The sequence below is a fragment of the Streptomyces sp. NPDC050564 genome (assembly GCF_044457265.1).
Classification (GTDB): Bacteria; Actinomycetota; Actinomycetes; order Streptomycetales; family Streptomycetaceae; genus Streptomyces.
Genome location: NZ_JBITGS010000079.1, coordinates 1 through 18,170, shown reverse-complemented (window position 1 = coordinate 18,170; position 18,170 = coordinate 1). Strand labels below are relative to the sequence as shown.

20 protein-coding genes are annotated in these 18,170 nt (G+C 70.7%); 8 read left to right on the top strand and 12 right to left on the bottom strand.

All coding sequences use genetic code 11. The features are described 5' to 3' along the window. Positions 1-178: 178 nt before the first annotated feature. The 3 genes from ACIBK0_RS50235 to ACIBK0_RS50225 form a co-directional block, all read right to left on the bottom strand. Complete coding sequence (locus ACIBK0_RS50235) at positions 179-1,393, bottom strand: acyl-CoA dehydrogenase family protein (protein ID WP_399096718.1); 1,215 nt, start codon at positions 1,391-1,393, stop codon at positions 179-181. Between the two features lie 6 nt (positions 1,394-1,399). Further along, positions 1,400-2,422: a phosphotransferase family protein gene (locus ACIBK0_RS50230; protein WP_399096715.1), complete on the bottom strand. Its 1,023-nt coding sequence runs from the start codon at positions 2,420-2,422 to the stop codon at positions 1,400-1,402. Between the two features lie 138 nt (positions 2,423-2,560). Beyond that, positions 2,561-2,857, bottom strand: a complete 297-nt coding sequence (locus ACIBK0_RS50225) for a hypothetical protein (RefSeq protein ID WP_399096712.1) — start codon at positions 2,855-2,857, stop codon at positions 2,561-2,563. A 114-nt stretch (positions 2,858-2,971) separates the two neighbouring features. On the opposite strand from ACIBK0_RS50225, the gene ACIBK0_RS50220 reads away from it, so the two are divergent. Beyond that, positions 2,972-3,907 (top strand): NADP-dependent oxidoreductase, encoded by a 936-nt coding sequence (locus ACIBK0_RS50220; RefSeq protein ID WP_399096709.1) that lies wholly within the window; start codon positions 2,972-2,974, stop codon positions 3,905-3,907. A 121-nt stretch (positions 3,908-4,028) separates the two neighbouring features. Here the strand turns inward: ACIBK0_RS50220 and ACIBK0_RS50215 are convergent, their stop codons facing one another. Next, positions 4,029-4,352 carry a DUF202 domain-containing protein gene (locus ACIBK0_RS50215; RefSeq protein WP_399096706.1) on the bottom strand — a complete coding sequence of 108 codons (324 nt, stop codon included), beginning with the start codon at positions 4,350-4,352 and terminating at the stop codon, positions 4,029-4,031. Beyond that, positions 4,349-4,741: a YidH family protein gene (locus ACIBK0_RS50210; protein WP_399096703.1), complete on the bottom strand. Its 393-nt coding sequence runs from the start codon at positions 4,739-4,741 to the stop codon at positions 4,349-4,351. The genes ACIBK0_RS50215 and ACIBK0_RS50210 overlap by 4 nt, the downstream gene beginning before the upstream one ends. A 65-nt stretch (positions 4,742-4,806) precedes the next feature. Between ACIBK0_RS50210 and ACIBK0_RS50205 the strand changes: the two genes are divergently transcribed. After that, the gene (locus tag ACIBK0_RS50205; protein ID WP_399096700.1) at positions 4,807-4,935 is read left to right on the top strand and encodes a hypothetical protein; all 129 of its coding nucleotides are present in this window, start codon (positions 4,807-4,809) and stop codon (positions 4,933-4,935) included. Here ACIBK0_RS50205 and ACIBK0_RS50200 read toward each other — a convergent pair. Together ACIBK0_RS50200 and ACIBK0_RS50195 are read right to left on the bottom strand one after the other, a co-directional pair. Further along, positions 4,917-5,474 (bottom strand): NUDIX hydrolase, encoded by a 558-nt coding sequence (locus ACIBK0_RS50200; RefSeq protein WP_399096697.1) that lies wholly within the window; start codon positions 5,472-5,474, stop codon positions 4,917-4,919. The genes ACIBK0_RS50205 and ACIBK0_RS50200 overlap by 19 nt on opposite strands. A gap of 66 nt (positions 5,475-5,540) precedes the next feature. Beyond that, a complete protein-coding gene (locus tag ACIBK0_RS50195; protein WP_399096694.1) occupies positions 5,541-6,434 on the bottom strand; it encodes a DMT family transporter in 894 nt (297 codons plus the stop codon). A gap of 311 nt (positions 6,435-6,745) precedes the next feature. On the opposite strand from ACIBK0_RS50195, the gene ACIBK0_RS50190 reads away from it, so the two are divergent. From ACIBK0_RS50190 to ACIBK0_RS50170, 5 genes are all read left to right on the top strand, one after another. Continuing rightward, positions 6,746-8,401, top strand: coding sequence for an FAD-binding dehydrogenase (locus tag ACIBK0_RS50190; protein ID WP_399096691.1), 1,656 nt, complete (start codon positions 6,746-6,748; stop codon positions 8,399-8,401). Positions 8,402-8,574: 173 nt separating this feature from the next. Further along, positions 8,575-9,525, top strand: a complete 951-nt coding sequence (locus tag ACIBK0_RS50185; protein WP_399096689.1) for a hypothetical protein — start codon at positions 8,575-8,577, stop codon at positions 9,523-9,525. Positions 9,526-9,596: 71 nt separating this feature from the next. After that, on the top strand, positions 9,597-11,162 hold the full coding sequence (locus ACIBK0_RS50180; protein ID WP_399096686.1) for an APC family permease: 1,566 nt from the start codon (positions 9,597-9,599) through the stop codon (positions 11,160-11,162). 113 nt (positions 11,163-11,275) lie between these two features. Further along, complete coding sequence (locus tag ACIBK0_RS50175; RefSeq protein WP_399096683.1) at positions 11,276-12,112, top strand: molybdopterin-dependent oxidoreductase; 837 nt, start codon at positions 11,276-11,278, stop codon at positions 12,110-12,112. Next, complete coding sequence (locus ACIBK0_RS50170) at positions 12,096-12,731, top strand: cytochrome b/b6 domain-containing protein (protein ID WP_399096680.1); 636 nt, start codon at positions 12,096-12,098, stop codon at positions 12,729-12,731. The genes ACIBK0_RS50175 and ACIBK0_RS50170 overlap by 17 nt, the downstream gene beginning before the upstream one ends. A 283-nt stretch (positions 12,732-13,014) precedes the next feature. Here the strand turns inward: ACIBK0_RS50170 and ACIBK0_RS50165 are convergent, their stop codons facing one another. From ACIBK0_RS50165 to ACIBK0_RS50150, 4 genes are read right to left on the bottom strand one after another with little or no spacing between them, the layout of a single operon-like run. Continuing rightward, positions 13,015-14,040 carry an L-idonate 5-dehydrogenase gene (locus ACIBK0_RS50165; RefSeq protein ID WP_399096677.1) on the bottom strand — a complete coding sequence of 342 codons (1,026 nt, stop codon included), beginning with the start codon at positions 14,038-14,040 and terminating at the stop codon, positions 13,015-13,017. 13 nt (positions 14,041-14,053) lie between these two features. Continuing rightward, positions 14,054-14,812 (bottom strand): SDR family oxidoreductase, encoded by a 759-nt coding sequence (locus ACIBK0_RS50160; RefSeq protein ID WP_399096674.1) that lies wholly within the window; start codon positions 14,810-14,812, stop codon positions 14,054-14,056. A 10-nt stretch (positions 14,813-14,822) separates the two neighbouring features. Continuing rightward, complete coding sequence (locus ACIBK0_RS50155) at positions 14,823-16,220, bottom strand: gluconate:H+ symporter (protein WP_399096671.1); 1,398 nt, start codon at positions 16,218-16,220, stop codon at positions 14,823-14,825. Positions 16,221-16,273: 53 nt separating this feature from the next. After that, entirely contained in the window at positions 16,274-16,801 is a 528-nt protein-coding gene (locus ACIBK0_RS50150) for a gluconokinase (RefSeq protein ID WP_399096668.1), read from the bottom strand. A 139-nt stretch (positions 16,802-16,940) separates the two neighbouring features. Between ACIBK0_RS50150 and ACIBK0_RS50145 the strand changes: the two genes are divergently transcribed. Next, a complete protein-coding gene (locus tag ACIBK0_RS50145; protein WP_399096665.1) occupies positions 16,941-17,642 on the top strand; it encodes a FadR/GntR family transcriptional regulator in 702 nt (233 codons plus the stop codon). A 35-nt stretch (positions 17,643-17,677) separates the two neighbouring features. Here the strand turns inward: ACIBK0_RS50145 and ACIBK0_RS50140 are convergent, their stop codons facing one another. After that, a complete protein-coding gene (locus ACIBK0_RS50140; protein WP_399096662.1) occupies positions 17,678-18,055 on the bottom strand; it encodes a YchJ family protein in 378 nt (125 codons plus the stop codon). Positions 18,056-18,170: the final 115 nt, after the last annotated feature.

Sequence of the window (18,170 nt, the reverse complement as noted above, 5' to 3'; positions counted from 1 at the left end):
CCGCCCTGGGGGGGGGGGGCGTTCTTGCGCCCCCGCCGCCCCTGCCCGTCCCTGTCAGCCTTTCGGTTGCGGGTGGGTGGGGGCTGATCGCGCAGTTCCCCGCGCCCCTACAGGGGCGCGGGGAACTGCGCGATCTTTTAGCGGAGGGGGCGAAAGAATCCCGCCCCCGCCGCCCGACTCACACGTACTTCTTGATCTCCCGCCGCGCCAGCGAGCGCTGATGGACCTCGTCCGGCCCGTCCGCGAGCTTCAGCGTCCGCGCACTCGCCCAGAGTTCGGCGAGCGGGAAGTCCTGACTGACACCACCCGCACCGTGCAACTGGACGGCCTTGTCGAGGATGTCGACGACCGTACGCGGCGTGGCGATCTTGATGGCCTGGATCTCGGTGTGGGCGCCCTTGTTGCCGACGGTGTCCATCATCCAGGCGGTCTTGAGGACCAGCAGCCGGAGCTGCTCGACCGCCACGCGCGCGTCGGCGATCCAGTTCTGGACCACGCCCTGCTGGGCGAGCGGCTTGCCGAAGGCCGTACGGGACACGGCCCGGCGGCACATCAGCTCGATCGCCCGCTCGGCCATGCCGATCAGCCGCATGCAGTGGTGGATCCGCCCGGGCCCGAGCCGCGCCTGGGCGATGGCGAAGCCGCCGCCCTCTTCGCCGACCAGGTTGCTCACGGGCACCCGGACGTGGTCGAACACGACCTCGGCGTGCCCGCCGTGGGAGTGGTCCTCGTACCCGTACACCTGCATGGCGCGCCGGACTTCGAGACCCGGGGTGTCACGGGGGACGAGCACCATGGACTGCTGGCGGCGGATGTCCGCGCCTTCCGGGTCCGTCTTGCCCATCACGATGAAGATCTTGCAGTCGGGGTTCATCGCCCCGGAGATGTACCACTTGCGGCCGGTGATGACGTACTCGTCGCCGTCCCGCTGGATGTGCGTGGTGATGTTCGTGGCGTCGGAGGAGGCCACCTCGGGCTCGGTCATCGCGAACGCCGAGCGGATCTCACCGGCGAGCAGCGGCTCCAGCCACTGCTTCTTCTGCTGCTCGTCGCCGAACTGCGCGAGCACCTCCATGTTGCCGGTGTCCGGCGCGGCGCAGTTCAGCGCGGTGGGCGCCAAGTGCGGGCTACGTCCCGTGATCTCGGCGAGAGGGGCGTACTGGAGGTTGGTGAGCCCGGCACCGTGCTCGGAGTCGGGGAGGAACAGGTTCCACAGGCCCTGTCTGCGGGCCTCGGCCTTCAACTTCCCGACCACGGCGGGCGTGTCCCACGGCGAGACCAGCTGCGCGCGCTGCTCCTCGGCGACGGCCTCCGCCGGATAGACGTACTCGTCCATGAAGGCGAGCAGCTTCTGGCGCAGCTCCTCGGTGCGCGCGTCGAATGCGAAGTCCATGGCGGATCAGCCTTCCTGGAGGGTGGTCAGGCCGTGCTCGATGAAGAAGGGGACCAGTTCACCGATACGGTCGAAGCCCGCGCCGACGGTCTGGCCGAGCGTGTAGCGATAGTGGATGCCCTCCAGGATCACGGCGAGCTTGAACCAGGCGAACGCGGTGTACCAGGAGACGGCGGTCACATCGCGCCCCGAGCGCGCGGCGTACCGCTCGACGATCTCGGCCGGGTCCGGGTGCCCGGCGGCCGAAGCGGTCGTGCTGATGGGGGAGTCGGGGAGATCGAGCGGGGCGCTGTACATCACCAGCAGCCCCAGGTCGGTGAGCGGATCGCCGAGCGTGGACATCTCCCAGTCCAGGATGGCCTTGATCCGGTCGTCGGTGCCGATCAGCACGTTGTCGAGCCGGTAGTCGCCGTGCACGACGGAGGGCGCGGGGGAGTGCGGCAGCGCGCGCCCCAGGGCCGCGTGCAACTCGTCGATCCCCGCGAGGTCGCGGTTCCTGGAGGCGTCCAGCTGCTTGCCCCAGCGGCGCAGCTGCCGGTCGAGGAAGCCCTCGGGCCGGCCGAAGTCCGCGAGGCCCACCTCGGCGGGGTCCACCGAGTGCAGCTCGACCAGCGTGTCCACGAGCCCGAGGACGGCGTCGCGGGTGCGCTCCGGGCCGAGCGGGGCGAGCTGCTGGGCCGTGCGGTAGGGCGTGCCCTCCACGAACTCCATGACGTAGAAGGGCGCGCCGAGCACCGACTCGTCCTCGCACAGCAGCACCGGGCGGGGTACCGGCACGGCCGTCGGGTGCAGTGCGTTGATCACCCGGTGCTCGCGCTTCATGTCGTGCGCGGTGGCCAGCACGTGGCCCAGCGGAGGCCGGCGTACCACCCATTTCGCGGTGCCGTCGGTGAGCGCGTACGTGAGGTTGGACCGTCCGCCTTCGATCAGCCGGCCGGTCAGGGGGCCGTTCACCAGCCCGGGCCGCTCACGGTCGAGCAGGCCGCGCAACTGGTCGAGATCGAGACCTGGCGGGTGGTCTGGGCTCATCATTGCTCCTACGCACACGAAAACGGGACATGACCATGATGCCGACCAGTCGGTATGTCGTCCAGAGAGTGCGCCAAACGTGATCGGCGTCTCGCTCCGATGGTGCGGATCCCGGAGCGAGACGCCGATCGGGTCGTCCTAGTGGTCGTCCCAGTGGCCGTCGTGCGAGGCGTGCCGGTGACCGTCGTGCAGATAGTCGAGGTGGTCGCCGTGCGCGACGGCGGGGTGCCCGCAGTCCTCGCCGTGCTGGTGGCCGTGCCCGTCGTGGGCGAGGTGACCGTTCGGCTCGCACTCGTCCCAGTGCCCGTCGTGCTCGCGGTGCAGATGGCCGTCGTGCGCGTAGTCGACGTGGTCCCCGTGCCGCACCTCGGTGTGACCGCAGCTCGGTCCATGGGTGTGCTCGTGGGTGGGGTGTTCCTGGTGAAGGGTGGTCATGCTGCTCGCTTTCGGAAGTGGCGTGGAAGGGGGAGTCAGGCTAACGCCGCAAACTGTAGTAATTCTGGCTATTCCGGCTTGCGTGCCGTGCGAGTAGCCCAGAGGGTCGAGGGCATGAAGGCGATCAGCTACAGCCGGTACGGCGGGCCCGACGTACTGGAGTACGGAGACGTCCGGGACCCCAAGGTGGGACCCGACTCCGTCCTGGTGAAGGTGCGCGCGGCGTCCGTGAACCCCGTCGACTGGAAGTGCCGCGAGGGCTACCTGGACGGGATCCTGGACCCCGTCTTCCCGGTGATCCCCGGCTGGGACGTGTCCGGCGTGGTCGTCCAGCCCGGGGCGTCCGTCACGGAGTTCGCGGTCGGCGACGAGGTCGTCGCGTACGCCCGGGAGGACTTCCTCTCGCGCGGCACCTTCGCCGAGTACGTCGCGGCCCCGGTGCGCACCCTCGCCCGCAAACCGCTGAACCTCTCCTTCGAGCAGGCGGCAGGCCTGCCGCTGGCGGGGCTCACCGCGTACCAGATGTTCACCAAGGTCCTCGACGTGACGGCGGGCGACACCGTCCTCGTCCACGCGGCCGCGGGCGGCGTCGGCTCGATCGCGGTCCAGCTCGCCCGCCACCTGGGGGCGCGCGTGATCGGCACGGCGAGCGAGTCGAACCACGATTTCGTACGGTCCCTGGGCGGCGAGCCCGTCAGCCACGGGGAGGGTCTCGCCGAGCGCGTACGGGCCCTCGCGCCGGAGGGTGTGAACGCGGTTTTCGACACGATCGGCGGCGACACGATGAAGATGTCCGCCGAGCTGCTGGCCCCCGAAGGCAGGCTGGCCTCCATCGCCGACCCCGACGTGGTCGGCTTCGGCGGCCGCTACCACTTCGTCCGCCCGAACCCGCACGATCTTCAGAGCCTGTGCGACCTCGCCGAGCAGGGCGTCGTCTCGGTCCATGTCTGCGAGACGTTCCCGCTGGAACGGGCGGCGGATGCGCATCGGCTGAGCGCGGAGGGGCACACGCGGGGAAAGATCGTGGTGACGGTGGACTGGGCGGACTGAGCCCGGGCCGTCCTCAGAAGCCTCAACCCCCGCTCACCCTCGGAGGGGACCGAACCCCGGTCCCCTTGGAGGCGGATCGAACCCCGGTCCCCTCCGAGGCGGCCCGAACCCCGCCTCATCCTCAGAACACGAGTGCCGCCGCGCACACAGCCAGCGCGATCGTGCAGAGGGTCGCCGCCGTCGCGTGGCGGGGCGTGAGTGCCGGGGGGCCGTCCGTGCCGGCAGCCGCGAGCACACGGATACGACGATGGGCGAGGGCCAGGAAGCCCAGCCAGAGTGCGCAGCAGACGGCGCACGCGACGACGCCGGCCACCGAGCGGCCGTGCAGGGCGGTCTTCGTGGCGAGCACGGCGGCGACGGTGCTGGAGAGGGTCGTACGGCGCCACGCGAGCCGCGTACGTTCCGGCTGCAGGCCCGGGTCGCGCTCCCGGGTGGGCCCGGTCATCCTGCCCAGCCGACGAGTACGACGACGACCATCGCGACGGCGACGATCGCGACGGCGATGCTCAGCAGGGCCGGGAAGCGGGACACCGGCAGGTCTTCGCCTCTCCGCATGGCCTGCTCGCAGCGGATCCAGTGATTGACGGCGCGCAGGGAGCAGAGCACGCCCGCGCCCAGCAGGGCCAGGGCCAGACCGACGCGCCAGCCCCACCGGAGATCGGGCAGGAACTGGTCCACCGCGAATCCGCCGCCGATCAGCGCGAGAGCGGTGCGCAGCCAGGCCAGAAAGGTCCGCTCGTTCGCCAACGAGAACCGGTAGTCGGGCGTCCCGCCTTCCTTGCGAACCTCCTGGGGTGCGAACCACAGCCGGACATTCCGCACGAGTTCGATCACGTGCTGGACCCTACCGGGGCGCCCGGCGCGGGCCGTTGTCAGTGCCGCCCGTTACGGTCCGGGCCATGGATGTTCCTGCGTCACCGGCTAGAACCATGGAGCTCGGGCCGCGCATCACCGAGGACCAGGAGCGGGCCCTGGCCGACGCGCTCGCGGGTGGCCCGCGGCCGGTGGATCAGTCCGTCGCCCGGTAGTCCCGCAGCCGCTCGTACGCGGCCAGGCCGTCCGGCACCCAGGTCCACTCGCCCAGCCGCCGCTCCACCTCCTCCTCGGAGAGGAAGTCGTGCCAGGCGACCTCCTCGACCTGAGGGTTCACCGGGAGCTCGCAGCGCACCTCGTACACGGCCGACCACCAGCTCTGACCGGCGCCGTTGTCGTACAGGAACTTGAAGAGGGGGACGGGCCGCGGCAGTCCGGAGACGCCGAGTTCCTCCTCGGCCTCGCGGAGCGCCGCGTCGTCGTAGGACTCACCCGCCCCGACGACTCCGCCGACGAACATGTCGTAGAGGGAGGGGAAGACCAGCTTCGTAGACGTCCGGCGATGGACGAAGACCCGGCCTCCGGCATCCTGGGCCTGAATGAACACGCACCGGTGGCGCAGACCGTGCGCATACGCCTCCCCGCGCGGGGACTGGCCGATGACCTGGTCGTTCTCGTCGACGATGTCGAGGATCTCGTCGGCGGGACTCGTGCCCCCGGCCGCGTTCGTGCCCGCATTCCCCTCCACGCTCATGCCCCCATCCAAGCAGCCCCGAGCCGCGCGCGAGCGGCACCGCCCCGGTTGGCGGGACCGGCACCCTCAATGCCGCTGAAGATCCCGCGACGGCTCGGCCTCCACCGTCCCGGCCGGCATCGCCGGATGCAGCCCCAGCAGCACGATCCCCGCCACGATGGACGCGAGTCCCGCCGCCTGCCAGGCGAGCGCCCCCGCGTCCGTACGCAGCTGGTCGCCGAGAAAACCCACCCCGCAGATGATCCCGGCCAGCGGCTGGGCCGCGGTGAGCGCGGGCAGTGACATCCGCAGCGGTGCGGTCTCGAAGGCGCTCTGGACCAGGACCAGGCCCGTCACGCCGAGCGCCAGCACCGCGTACGGCTGCCAGCCGGTGAGCAGCTCGCTCCAGCCGCCGGCACTGAACCGCTGCCCGCTGACCCGGGTGAGCGCGTCCTGGACGCCGTACAGCAGCCCCGCGGCCAGCGAGAGCAGCACGGGCCCGGAGCTCAGCCGGGACCGCTTGGCGTAGGTGGTGAGCAGCAGCGCGAGGCCGACCATGATCCCGATGATCAGCCAGTGCCGCAGCGGATCGGTGACGGCGTCGCCGCCCTGCGGCTGACCGGCCACGATGAAGGCCGTGACGCCGCCCGCGAGCAGCGCGAGCCCGGTCCAGCCCTGCCGCCCGAGCGCCTGCTTGGTCTGGTGGCGGGAGAGCGCGAGCGCGAAGAGCAGGTTTGTCGCGAGGAGCGGTTCCACCAGGGAGATCTCGCCCTTGCCCAGGGCGATCGCGCCGAGGACCATGCCGCACACCATGAGCCCGATGCCGCCCAGCCACCGGGGGACCCGGATCAGGTCGAGCAACAGACGGGGGGAGAGGAAGTCGCTCAGTGGCGCGTGCGAGGCGGCGTTCTGCTGGAGCACGAAGCCGAAGCCCAGACAGCAGGCCGCGCTCACGGCAAGGATCAGAACGAGAACCGACACGCTGTGTACCTCGAGACGTCGGACGGGCCACGGTTGCGTATCCGCCGACTGTAGTGCCAAGGGCCGGGGCCTGCCCCCAGGAGTACCCGGAACCAGGCAGTTGACTCCGTCACTCTTCTTGCCGAAGGATCTGACCGATCAGTAACAAGGTGCGGCCGACCAGCGCGGTCAACCACCACCAATGTCTCATCAACCCGCGACGGTGCCGATCGGTTCGTGACAAACCTCATGACCACCGCTATGAGGAACTTTGTGAGGGTCCCTCATGAGGACACCGATCCGACCAGTCGGAATGCCGAGAGGACGGGCCCATGGCCTACGACGCAGATGTGATCGTGATCGGAGCGGGCCTCGCGGGGCTCGCGGCGACCGCGGAGCTCGTCGACGCGGGCCGCAAGGTGATCCTCCTCGACCAGGAGCCGGAGCAGTCGATCGGCGGCCAGGCGCACTGGTCCTTCGGCGGGCTCTTCTTCGTCGACTCGCCCGAGCAGCGCCGCCTGCGGATCAAGGACAGCCACGCGCTCGCCCTCCAGGACTGGATGGGCACGGCCGCCTTCGACCGGCCCGAGGACCACTGGCCACGTCGATGGGCCGAGGCCTATGTCGACTTTGCGGCCGGTGAGAAGCGTTCCTGGCTGCATCGGCAGGGCGTGCGCTTCTTCCCGGTGGTGGGCTGGGCCGAGCGCGGCGGCTACGACGCGGGCGGGCACGGGAACTCGGTGCCCCGCTTCCACATCACGTGGGGGACCGGGCCCGGCCTGGTCGCGCCCTTCGAGCGGCGGGTGCGGGCCGGCGTCGCCCGCGGCCTCGTGCAGCTGAAGTTCCGCCACCGCGTCACCGGCCTCTCGCGCAGCGCGGGATCCGTCGACACGGTCACCGGCGAGATCCTGGAGCCGTCCGGCATCGAGCGCGGTCAGGCCAGCAGCCGCGCGGTCACCGGTGCCTTCGAGCTCAAGGCCCAGGCGGTGATCGTCACGTCGGGCGGCATCGGTGGCAACCACGACCTGGTGCGCGCCAACTGGCCGGAGCGGCTGGGCACTCCGCCCGAGCGGATGATCTCCGGCGTTCCCGCGCACGTCGACGGCAGGATGCTCGGGATCGCCGAGGAGGCGGGCGCGCACCTCATCAATCGCGACCGCATGTGGCACTACACCGAGGGCATCCAGAACTGGAACCCCATCTGGGCCAACCACGGCATCCGCATCCTCCCCGGCCCCTCCTCCCTGTGGCTCGACGCGCGTGGCAACCGGCTGCCGGTGCCGTTGTTCCCCGGCTTCGACACGCTCGGCACGCTCGAACACATCATGCGGACCGGGTACGACTACACCTGGTTCGTGCTCGACCAGAAGATCATCGGCAAGGAGTTCGCGCTCTCCGGCTCGGAGCAGAACCCCGACCTCACGGGGAAGTCCGTCAAAGACGTCATCGGGCGGGCGCGCGCCGATGTGCCGGGGCCGGTCAAGGCGTTCATGGACAACGGCGTGGACTTCGTCGTCGAGAAGGACCTCGGCGCGCTCGTACGCGGGATGAATGCGCTCACCAAGGAGCCGCTCATCGAGGAGGCGGAGCTGCGCCGCGTGATCGTCGAGCGCGACCGGGAGATCGCCAACCCGTTCACCAAGGACCTTCAGGTGACCGCGATGCACGGGGCCCGCAGGTTCCTGGGCGACAAGCTGATCCGTACCGCAGCACCGCACCGCATCCTCGACCCCAAGGCGGGCCCGCTGATCGCCGTCCGCCTCAACATCCTCACCCGCAAGTCCCTCGGCGGGCTGGAAACCGACCTCTCCTCGCGTGTGCTGACCGAGGGCGGTGATCCGCTGGAGGGCGTGTACGCCGCCGGAGAGGCCGCCGGGTTCGGCGGCGGCGGGGTGCACGGCTACCGGTCCCTCGAAGGTACGTTCCTGGGCGGCTGCCTGTTCTCCGGGCGTACGGCGGGGCGGGCGGCGGCCAAGGCGGTGGGCTGAGCCCGGGCGTCACACATCCCCGTCGGCGCGGCGGGTCGCGGGTTCAACTCCACGGCCCGCAAGGCGAGTTGACACGTGTAGCGAATCGGTCGGCCCTTGACGCGAACCCTTGGCTGCGGGTTTGCTGTGCGTGATCGACTCCTGACGAGCCGCGCCTGTGAGGAAGACCCGCGGTGTCACCACCCCCGCCTCCCCTCGGCCGCGGTCGCAAGCGCGCGGCCCAGGCCTTCGACGCCGCGCTCGACGACGCCGAACTCGTTGCCGCGCGCGCCTCGTTGAACCAAGGGCGATGGACCGCGGTCCGCGCACTGCTCGCCGCGACCGGCGACGACTGGGATCGGCGTGGTCATCGCGTCACCGTCCTCGCGCAGGAGTCCGCCGCGCTCGCCTGGGCCCGCGACTGGCAGCTCGCCGAACCGGAGTCCGCCGACGCCGCCGTACTCCTCGGCTGCGCCGCCGTCCAGCGCGCCCTGAAGGGCAAGGAGCGCCCGGAGCGCGCCCGCGACGCCTGCAACGCCGCCGCGGCACTCGCGCCCGCCGACCCCACCCCTTGGCTCGGCCTGCTCGTCCTGGAGCGCTCCCTCGGCACCGAGGACGATGTGGTCCAGCTCTTCGACGAGGTGCGTCACCGCTACCCCGATCACCACCACGCCCACCATCTGATGGTCGCCCGGCTCGCCGAACGTCGCGCCGAAGCGGGCCAGGACCCGCTGCACGAGGTGTACGACTTCGCCAACTGGGCCGCCGAACAGGCCCCCGCCGACTCGCCGCTCGCCATCCTCCCGGTCGTCGCGCACGCCGAGCGCTACCGCGTGCTCGCCACCGTGGGCAGTGAGCCCGCCGATCCGGTCGCTTCCGGGCATTGGGTCGGTCGCCGGGCCCGCCAGGTGATGAAGGCCGCCTTCGACTGGTGGCTGGAGTGGGAACGCGACGACCACCCGCGCCGCTTCGTCGACCTCAACTTCCTCGCCCACGCGAAGTTCTGCGAGGGCCGGGGCGCCGAGGCGGCCGCCCTGTTCCACCGCATCGGAGAGCACGCCACCCCGGTGCCGTGGTCGTACCCGGACCGCGACCCGTACAAAGCCTTCCGTGCCGCTCGCGACAGCGCGCTCGGCACGGTGTGAACGACCGCGCGCGACCGATCCAGACCCCCGAACACCCCCGAGATCCGAACATCCGAAAGGACAACCCCGCGATGACGACGGGCAGTTCGAGCACATCGAGTACGTCGAACACGGGCAGACCGGCCGCCGACGGCGGCGGCATCAGCACCTTCAAGGGACAGGAGCGCGCCCTGCGCGCCGACCGGCTGGGCACGGGCGGTCTGCTGCTGTCCGTCCTCGCGGCGACCGCCCCGCTCATGGTGGTCGCGGGTGTCATGCCCACCACATTCGCGGTGATGGGCATCGTCGGACAGCCGCTGCTCTTCGTCATCCTCGGCGTCGTCCTGGTGCTCTTCAGCGTCGGGTACGCCGAGATGAGCCGGCACGTCCACAATGCGGGCGCCTTCTACGCGTACATCTCACGCGGCCTCGGCGGCACCGCCGGCGCGGGAGCGGCGCTGGTCGCCCTCGTCGCGTACAACTCCCTCCAGGTCGGCATCTACGGCATCTTCGGCTTCGAGGTGTCCGGGCTGTTCTCCACCTACCTGGACCTCGAAATCGCCTGGTGGATACCGGCGTTGGTGGCCGTGCTCGTCGTCGGCGCGCTCGGCTGGCTGAAGATCGACGTCAACGCGCGCGTGCTGGGCGTGCTGCTGATCATCGAGGTGGCCCTCGTCGTCATCTTCGACATCGCCGCGGTCGCCGACCCGGCGAAGCAGGGCCTGTCGCTGCACGCCTTCAACCCGGACACCCTCACCGGCGCCGGGGTCGGCACCGCGCTCTGCTTCTGCATCGCAGCCTTCCTCGGCTTCGAACAGGCCCCCGTGTACGCGGAGGAGACCAGCCGGCCGCACATCCTCGTGCCGCGCGTGATGTTCCTCGCCGTCGCCGGTGTCGCCGTCTTCTTCGCGCTCAGCTGCTGGGCGCTCACCGTGGCCACCGGCCCCTCCGGGATCGTCGGCGCCTCCCAGAAGCAGAGCGCGGGCCTGCTCTTCTTCCTCACCGAGTCGCGGCTCGGCGGCACCTTCACGGACGTCCTGCACGTCTTGTTCGTGACCGGCATGTTCGCGGCGATGCTCAGCTTCCACAACGTCGTCGCGCGCTACGCCTTCGCCATGGGCCGCGAGGGACTGCTGCCCGCTGCCTTCGGCCGGACGACCGGCACCAGCGGTGCCCCCGGCACCGGCTCCCTGCTGCAGACCGCCGTGTCCCTGGTGTTCGTGATCGCCTTCGCGGTCGCCGACGACAAGCCGACCGGCGACCCGACCGCACCCGTGCTGCACCTGTTCACCTGGGGCGGCAACATCGGCGCGCTCGGCGTCATCGTGCTGATGGCCGCCGCCTCGCTCTCCGTCATCGTCTTCTTCGCCCGCCGGGGCGCCGCGCGGGCCCAGGCCTGGCGCCTCGCCACCTCCGCCGTCGCGGGCGTCGCGCTGCTCGTCATCGCGGTCTACACGGTCAAGGACTTCGACGTCCTCGTCGGCGCGGGCCCCGGCTCCTCGCTGAGTTGGCTGCTGCCCGGCATCATCGGGGCCGCGCTGGTCATCGGCGTGGTCCAGGGCCTGGTGCTGCGCGCCCGCAAGCCCGGGGCGCACGCCCGGATCGGGCTGGGCAACGAGGCGTTCCAGCTGGACAAGGCGGCCGAGTCCGCGTCCTGAAGCGGCCTGCCTGGAGCACGCCTGCCGAACGGCACGTAAGAAGTGATTACGGAACGCTGACGGGCACCCGCCGCCGCTGGCCTTTTGGGGGTCGCGGGTGCTCGAATCAGTGTGTGAACCCTGAACAGCCCGAGGAGCGCGAACCGGAGCGATCCGACGAGCGTGCCCGGGAGCGACCCGAAGAGCGAAGTCCCGAGCGGTCCGAGGAGCGAACTCCCCCCGACCGGGGTCCGGAGCGGCCCGAGGAGCGTGGGGCGCCGATCGGCCGCCGGGTGCTGCTCGGCACGCTCGGACTCGGCGCGCTCGGTGTGATCGCCGCGCCACCGCTCCAGCGCGGCCTCGAATCCTTCCTCGCCGGCGCCTCCGAGAAGGACCCCACGGGCCTCACCGGTCTGCTGCCCAACGGCGGCGGCTTCCGCTACTACTCGGTGGCGTCCTCCGTCCCCCACAAGAATGAGACGAACTACCGCCTCACCATCGACGGCCTGGTCGACCACCCCAGGTCCTACACCCTCGCCGAGCTGCGAGCCCTGCCCCAGACCCGCCTCGTGCACGACGTCCAGTGCGTCACGGGCTGGCGGGTGCCGGGCACACCCTTCGAGGGCGTACGCCTGTCCCGGCTGCTGGACGCCGCGGGGGTGCGCTCCTCGGCCGGGGCGATCCGGTTCACCTGCTTCGACGGGACGTACACGGAGAGCCTCACGCTGCGGCAGGCCCGCCGCGCCGACGTCCTGGTGGCCCTGCGCATGCAGGACAAGCCCCTCGGCCACAACCACGGCGGCCCCGTCCGCCTCTACGTAGCCCCCATGTACTTCTACAAGTCCGCCAAGTGGCTCTCCGGCATCACCGTCACCGAGGACGTCCGTCCCGGTTACTGGGAGGACCGGGGCTACGACGTGGACGCGTGGGTCGGCCGCTCGAACGGACGCGACGATGCACCCACGAGTTGACGACACCCCGGCCGTGTCCCCGCGCTCCGCCCGGGTGCGGCGCTTCAACCGCGCCGAGCACTGGGTGCACCGTGCGACCGCCCTGCTGATGGGCGTGTGCGTGGCCACCGCGGCCTGCCTCTACATTCCCCAGCTCGCCGAACTCGTCGGCCGCCGGGAGCTCGTGGTCAGGATCCACGAAGTGGCGGGCGTGCTGCTCCCGGTGCCCGTCCTGGCGGGCCTGGCCTCTCGCGCCTTCCGCGCCGACCTGGGATTCCTGAACCGCTTCGGGCCGCACGACCGGGTGTGGCTGCGCGCGGCGCTGCGTCGCGACAAGAGCCCGGAGTCCCGCCCGGCGGGCAAGTTCAACGCCGGGCAGAAGATCTACGCGGCCTGGATCGCCGGGGCCTCACTGGTGATGCTGGGCACGGGCCTGTTGATGTGGTTCACCCACCTCACGCCTCTGATGTGGCGCACCAGCGCGACCTTCGTGCACGACTGGCTGGCTCTGACGATCGGCATCGTCCTCGCGGGCCACATCGGCATGGCACTGGGCGATCCGGAGGCCCGGGAGGGGCTGCGGACGGGGTCGGTGAGCCGGGAGTGGGCGGAGAGCGAGCATCGCCTCTGGCGGCCCTGAGCGCGCCGCCGGCAGCATCGGCGCGGCCACCCGGACGTGCCGATGCACCCTCGCGGCCCGCGCTGGACCCGCTGGTGCAGCACCGCCGCCGGTTGCGATCGCGCCGTGCGCGTCGCCGCTCAGGCTCGGTGGCCGCGCGTGGTCCTCGGGGGCTCATGACGGAACCGCCGATGCCGTCCGGGAAGACATCTCGCCGAGGATGCGAAAGCAGTCGTAGGAAGTGCTCAGGATGCGAAAGCAGCCGCAGGAAGTGCTCAGGATGCGAAAGCAGCCGCAGGAGCGCTCAGGAGGCGAAATCCAGCAGCACCTTGCAGGACTTGCTCCGGTCGGCGGCGAGAGCGAAGGCCGACTCCGCCTCCCGTACGGGGACCACCGCGCTGACGAGGCCGTCGAACGAGGACTCGACCGCGAGCAGCGCGATCGCGTCGTCGAACTCCCCGTCGAAGCGGAACGCACCTCGCAGCTCGATCTCCCGGCTCACCACCAGGTTCCCCGCGAACGGGCTCTGCCCGGGCGGCAGCATGCCCAGCTGTACGACGACGCCGCCGCGCCGCACCAGGCGGAGGCAGGTGTCGAGGCCCGCGGCGACACCGGACGCCTCGATGGCGACGTCGACCTCGCGGGGCCAGGCGGGATCGGCGGGATCGTCGGCCCGTACGACCGCGTCCGCGCCGGCCGAGACGGCGTACGACAGCGCTCGCGGCAGCAGATCCGTGACCGTGACCCGCGCGGCGCCCGCGGCCTTCGCGGCGGCCACCACGAGGCAGCCGATGGGCCCGGCGCCCGTCACCAGCACATGGCGGTCGGCGACGGCCCCGGCCCGTCGCACCGCGTGCAGTGCGACGGACAACGGCTCGGCGAGCGCGGCCCGCTGGAGGTCCAGGCCCGCGGGCAACGTCCGCAACTGGCCTGCCGGGACCACGACTTGGGCCGCGAAACCGCCCTGGACGTGCGGCGTGCGCGCCGCGCTGCCCAGGTAGCGGGTGTCACGGCACACGTTGGCGCGGCCGTCGACGCACTCGGGACAGACCCCGCACGCAGTGGCCGGGTGCACGGCAACGGCCGTTCCCGGCACGGGACCTGAGGCCCAGTCACCGTACGAGACCACCGTCCCGACGACCTCGTGGCCCAGCACCATCGGCTCCCGCAGCCGGAAGTCACCGACCCCGCCGTGCCGCCAGTAGTGCAGGTCGGACCCGCACACCCCGCCGTACCGGACGGCGACGAGCGCCTGGCCGGGACCGGGGGAGGGCACGGGCAGTTCGTCGACCCGCAGGTCGCCCTGGCCGTGGATCACGCAACCGAGCATCGCCGACTCCCTCTCAGAGCACACTCGTCATGCCGCCGTCGACGTACAGCACCTGCCCGCTGACGAAGTCCGCAGCGGGAGAGGCGAGGAAGAGCACGCCGCCGACCAGGTCGTCGGTACGCCCCCACCGCCCGGCCGGGGTGCGCCGCCGCACCCAGGCGCTGAACTCCTCGTCGTCCACCAGCGGTCTGGTGAGCTCGGTCTCGATGTAGCCGGGGCCGAGCCCGTTGACCTGCACGCCGTGCGGGCCCCAGTCCGCGCACATGCCCTTGGTGAGCATCTTCAGCGCGCCCTTGGTGGCCGCGTAGGGGGCGATGCCCGGGCGGACGACCTCGCTCTGCAGCGAGCAGATGTTGACGATCTTGCCGTGGCCGCGTTCGGTCATCCGCCGCGCGGCCTCACGGCCCACCAGGAACGCGCTCGTCAGGTTGGTGTTCAGGATGCGGTGCCAGTCCGCGTCCGTGAACTCCAGGAGCGGGGCGCGCAGTTGCATGCCCGCGTTGTTGACGAGGATGTCGAGCGGGCCCACCCGCTCCTCGACGTCGGCTATTCCGCCGGCCACCGAGGGCCCGTCGGTGACGTCGAACACCGCGGTGTGGACGTCACCTGGCAGCTCCGAGGCGGCCTTGGTGAGCCGTTCGGGGTCGCGCCCGTTGAGGACGACCGTGCAGCCGGCCTCCGCGAGACCGCGCGCCAGCGCGAGCCCGATGCCGCGGCTGGAGCCGGTGACGAGAGCCGTACGGCCGCTGATGTCGAAGAGCGGGTGACTCATCCGTCTACTCCTAGATCACGAGGGACAGCAGCAGGACCAGTCCTCCGCCGACCACCGAGATGATCGTCTCCATCACCGACCAGGTCTTGATGGTCTGGCCGACGTTCAGTCCGAAGTACTCCTTGACCAGCCAGAAGCCGGCGTCGTTCACGTGGCTGAAGAAGAGCGAGCCCGCGCCGATGGCCAGGACGAGGAGGGAGGTGTGCGCGGTCGACATGTCGGCCGCGAGGGGTGCCACGAGACCGGCCGCCGAGATGGTCGCGACGGTCGCCGAACCGGTGGCGAGCCGGATGGCCACCGCGATCAGCCAGGCGAGCAGCAGCGCGGGGATCGACCAGTCCTTGGAGATGTCCAGGATCATCTGGCCCACACCGGAGTCGATCAGGGTCTGCTTGAAGCCGCCGCCCGCGCCGACGATCAGCAGGATGCCCGCGATCGGGGCGAGGGACTTCTCGACGGTCGTCGCGAGGCGGTCCTTGGTGAAGCCGGCCGCGCGGCCCAGCGTGAACATACCGACGATGACGGCCGCGAGCAGGGCGATCAGCGGCGCGCCGATGACGTCGAAGACGCGCTGCACATGGTCGGTGGGGTCGTCGACGATGATGTCGACCAGGGCCTTGGACAGCATCAGGATGACCGGCAGCAGCATCGTGGCGAGGGTGGCGCCGAAGCCGGGGCGCTTCGCCAGGTCCTCGGAGGCGCGGGTCGGGATCATCCGGTCGGGGGCGGGGACGTCGACCCAGCGGGCCGCGTACCGCGAGAAGAGCGGACCGGCGATGATCACCGTCGGGATGGCGACCAGGACACCGAGCGCGAGCGTGATGCCGAGGTTGGCCTTGACCGCGTCGATCGCGACCAGCGGACCGGGGTGCGGCGGGATCAGACCGTGCATCACGGACAGACCGGCCAGTGCCGGGATGCCGATGCGCATCAGGGAGTAGTTGCCGCGCTTGGCGACCATCAGAACCACCGGGATCAGCAGCACGATGCCGACCTCGAAGAACAGCGGCAGACCGATCACGGAGGCGATCAGCACCATCGCCCACGGCATGGCGCGCCCGCCCGCCTTGGCGAGGATCGTGTCGACTATCTGGTCGGCGCCGCCGGAGTCGGCGAGCAGCTTGCCGAGGATCGCGCCCAGCGCGATCAGTACACCGACGCCGGCGACGGTCGAGCCGAGCCCGGTCGTGAAGCTGACGATGGTCTTGTCGAGCGGGGCCCCGGCGAACGCGCCGAGGGCGAGCGAGCCGATGGTCAGGGCCAGGAACGCGTGCAGCTTGAACTTGGTGATGAGCAGGACGATGACGGCGATGCCCGCCAGCACGGCGATGCCCAGCTGAGCATGGCCTGCCGAGGTGATCGGCTCGACGGCGTCCGCTGCCAGCATCTCGGCGCTGAGTCTGGTCACGGTTGATCCCTTGCTTGAGAAAGGTACGAAGGGGACAGGGGTACGGCGAAGGGTTACTGCGAGGGCTGGGCGAGCCCCTGGAGCGCGGCAACGGCCCGCTCGGTGATCTCCTCGGGGCCGCCCGACACGTCCACGGCGACACCCGCCTCGTCCGCCTCCAGCGGCTGCAGGGTGGCGAACTGGGAGTCCAGGAGCGCTGTCGGCATGAAGTGCCCCTGGCGGTGCGACATCCGGTCCTCGATGAGCTTGCGATCACCGGTGAGGTGCACGAACACGACTCCGGGTGCCGCTGCCCGCAGCCGGTCCCGGTAACTGCGCTTCAGCGCCGAGCTGCTGACCACTCCGCCGAGTCCGGCCCGCTCGTGCGCCCAGGCGCCGATCGCGTCCAGCCACGGCCAACGGTCCTCGTCGGTCAGCGGTGTGCCGGCCGTCATCTTGGCGATGTTGGCCTGCGGGTGGAAGTCGTCGCCCTCGGCGTACGGAACGCCGAGCCGGGCCGCGAGCAGGGGACCGATGGTGGTCTTGCCGGTTCCTGCCACGCCCATGACCACGACGACATGGGGGGTACGCGTCAGCTGCATCGTGCTCTCGCTGTCTTCATCGTCTTCATCGACATCTGATGTCGACGACACTGAAACTCATTAGGTACGACGAATTCAAGAGTCTGTGACATATAAGTCTGACTTTTTGTTCCTGGCGATGGCCTCGTACGCTGACCCCATGACCACACGGGGCCGGGGGCTGCACGGACATGTACTGGAAACCCTCGGGCCGGCGATCACGGCGGGGGAGTACCCGCCCGGCAGCGTGCTGCGCACGGACGAACTCGCGCAGCGCTTCGAGGTATCGCGCTCCGTGATGCGCGAGGCTGTCCGGGTGCTCGAATCCATGCACCTCGTCGAGTCCCGCCGCCGCGTAGGCGTCACGGTCCGCCCCAAATCCGAGTGGAACGTCTACGACCCTCAGGTCATCCGCTGGCGGCTGGCGGGCGCCGACCGCCCCCACCAGCTGCGTTCACTCACCGTGCTGCGCTCCGCCGTCGAGCCGATCGCCGCGGGCCTGGCCGCCCGGCATGCCACGGCCGAGCAGTGCGCCGAACTCACCGAGTGCGCCCTGGGCATGGTCGCCACGTCACGCGGGCACCAGCTGGAGGCGTATCTCGTTCACGACGTCGCCTTCCACCGGGTGATTCTCAACGCGTCGGGCAACGAGATGTTCGCCCGTCTCGGTGACGTCGTCGCGGAGGTCCTGGCGGGCCGTACCCACCACGAGGTCATGTTCGAGGACCCCGACCCCGCCGCCGTCACCCTGCACGTCCAGGTCGCGGAGGCCGTACGGGAAGGCGACGCGGCCCGCGCCGAGGAGCTCACCCGCGAGATCACGGTCGGCGCACTGCAGGAGCTGGACATCCTGGCGCCGTAGGCCCCAGCGGCTCTACTGGTAGAGGCAGTCCCCTTCTACTGGTCGAGAAAGTCGCCGTCCACGTACACCCACGCCCCGTCGACCCGCTCGAAGCGGCTGCGCTCGTGCAGCGAGCCGCCCCGGTAGGAGGCCCGGAACGTCACGGTCCCCACGGAGTGGAACGCCGACCCCTGACTCGAACCGAGAATCTCCAGCCCCGTCCACCGCATCCCGGGGTCGAACTCCACCCGCGCAGGCCGCGTTCGCGGATGCCAGGTCCTCAGCAGATACCGCTCGTCCTCCTTCACGAAGGCGCAGTACCGCGACCGCATCAGCGCCTCGGCGGACGGCGCAGCGGCCTCACCGCGGTGGAAGCGCCCGCAGCACTTCGCGTACGGCTCGGGAAGCCCGCAGGGGCAGGAACGACTGGTCATGGCTGCCATTCTGCCGAGGGCCTAGGAGTTGTCTTCAAATGTCACGCCCACATCAGGAGCGAGGCGAGGGTGACAGCTGCCTGGTAGGACTCGGCGGTCTTGTCGTAGCGGGTCG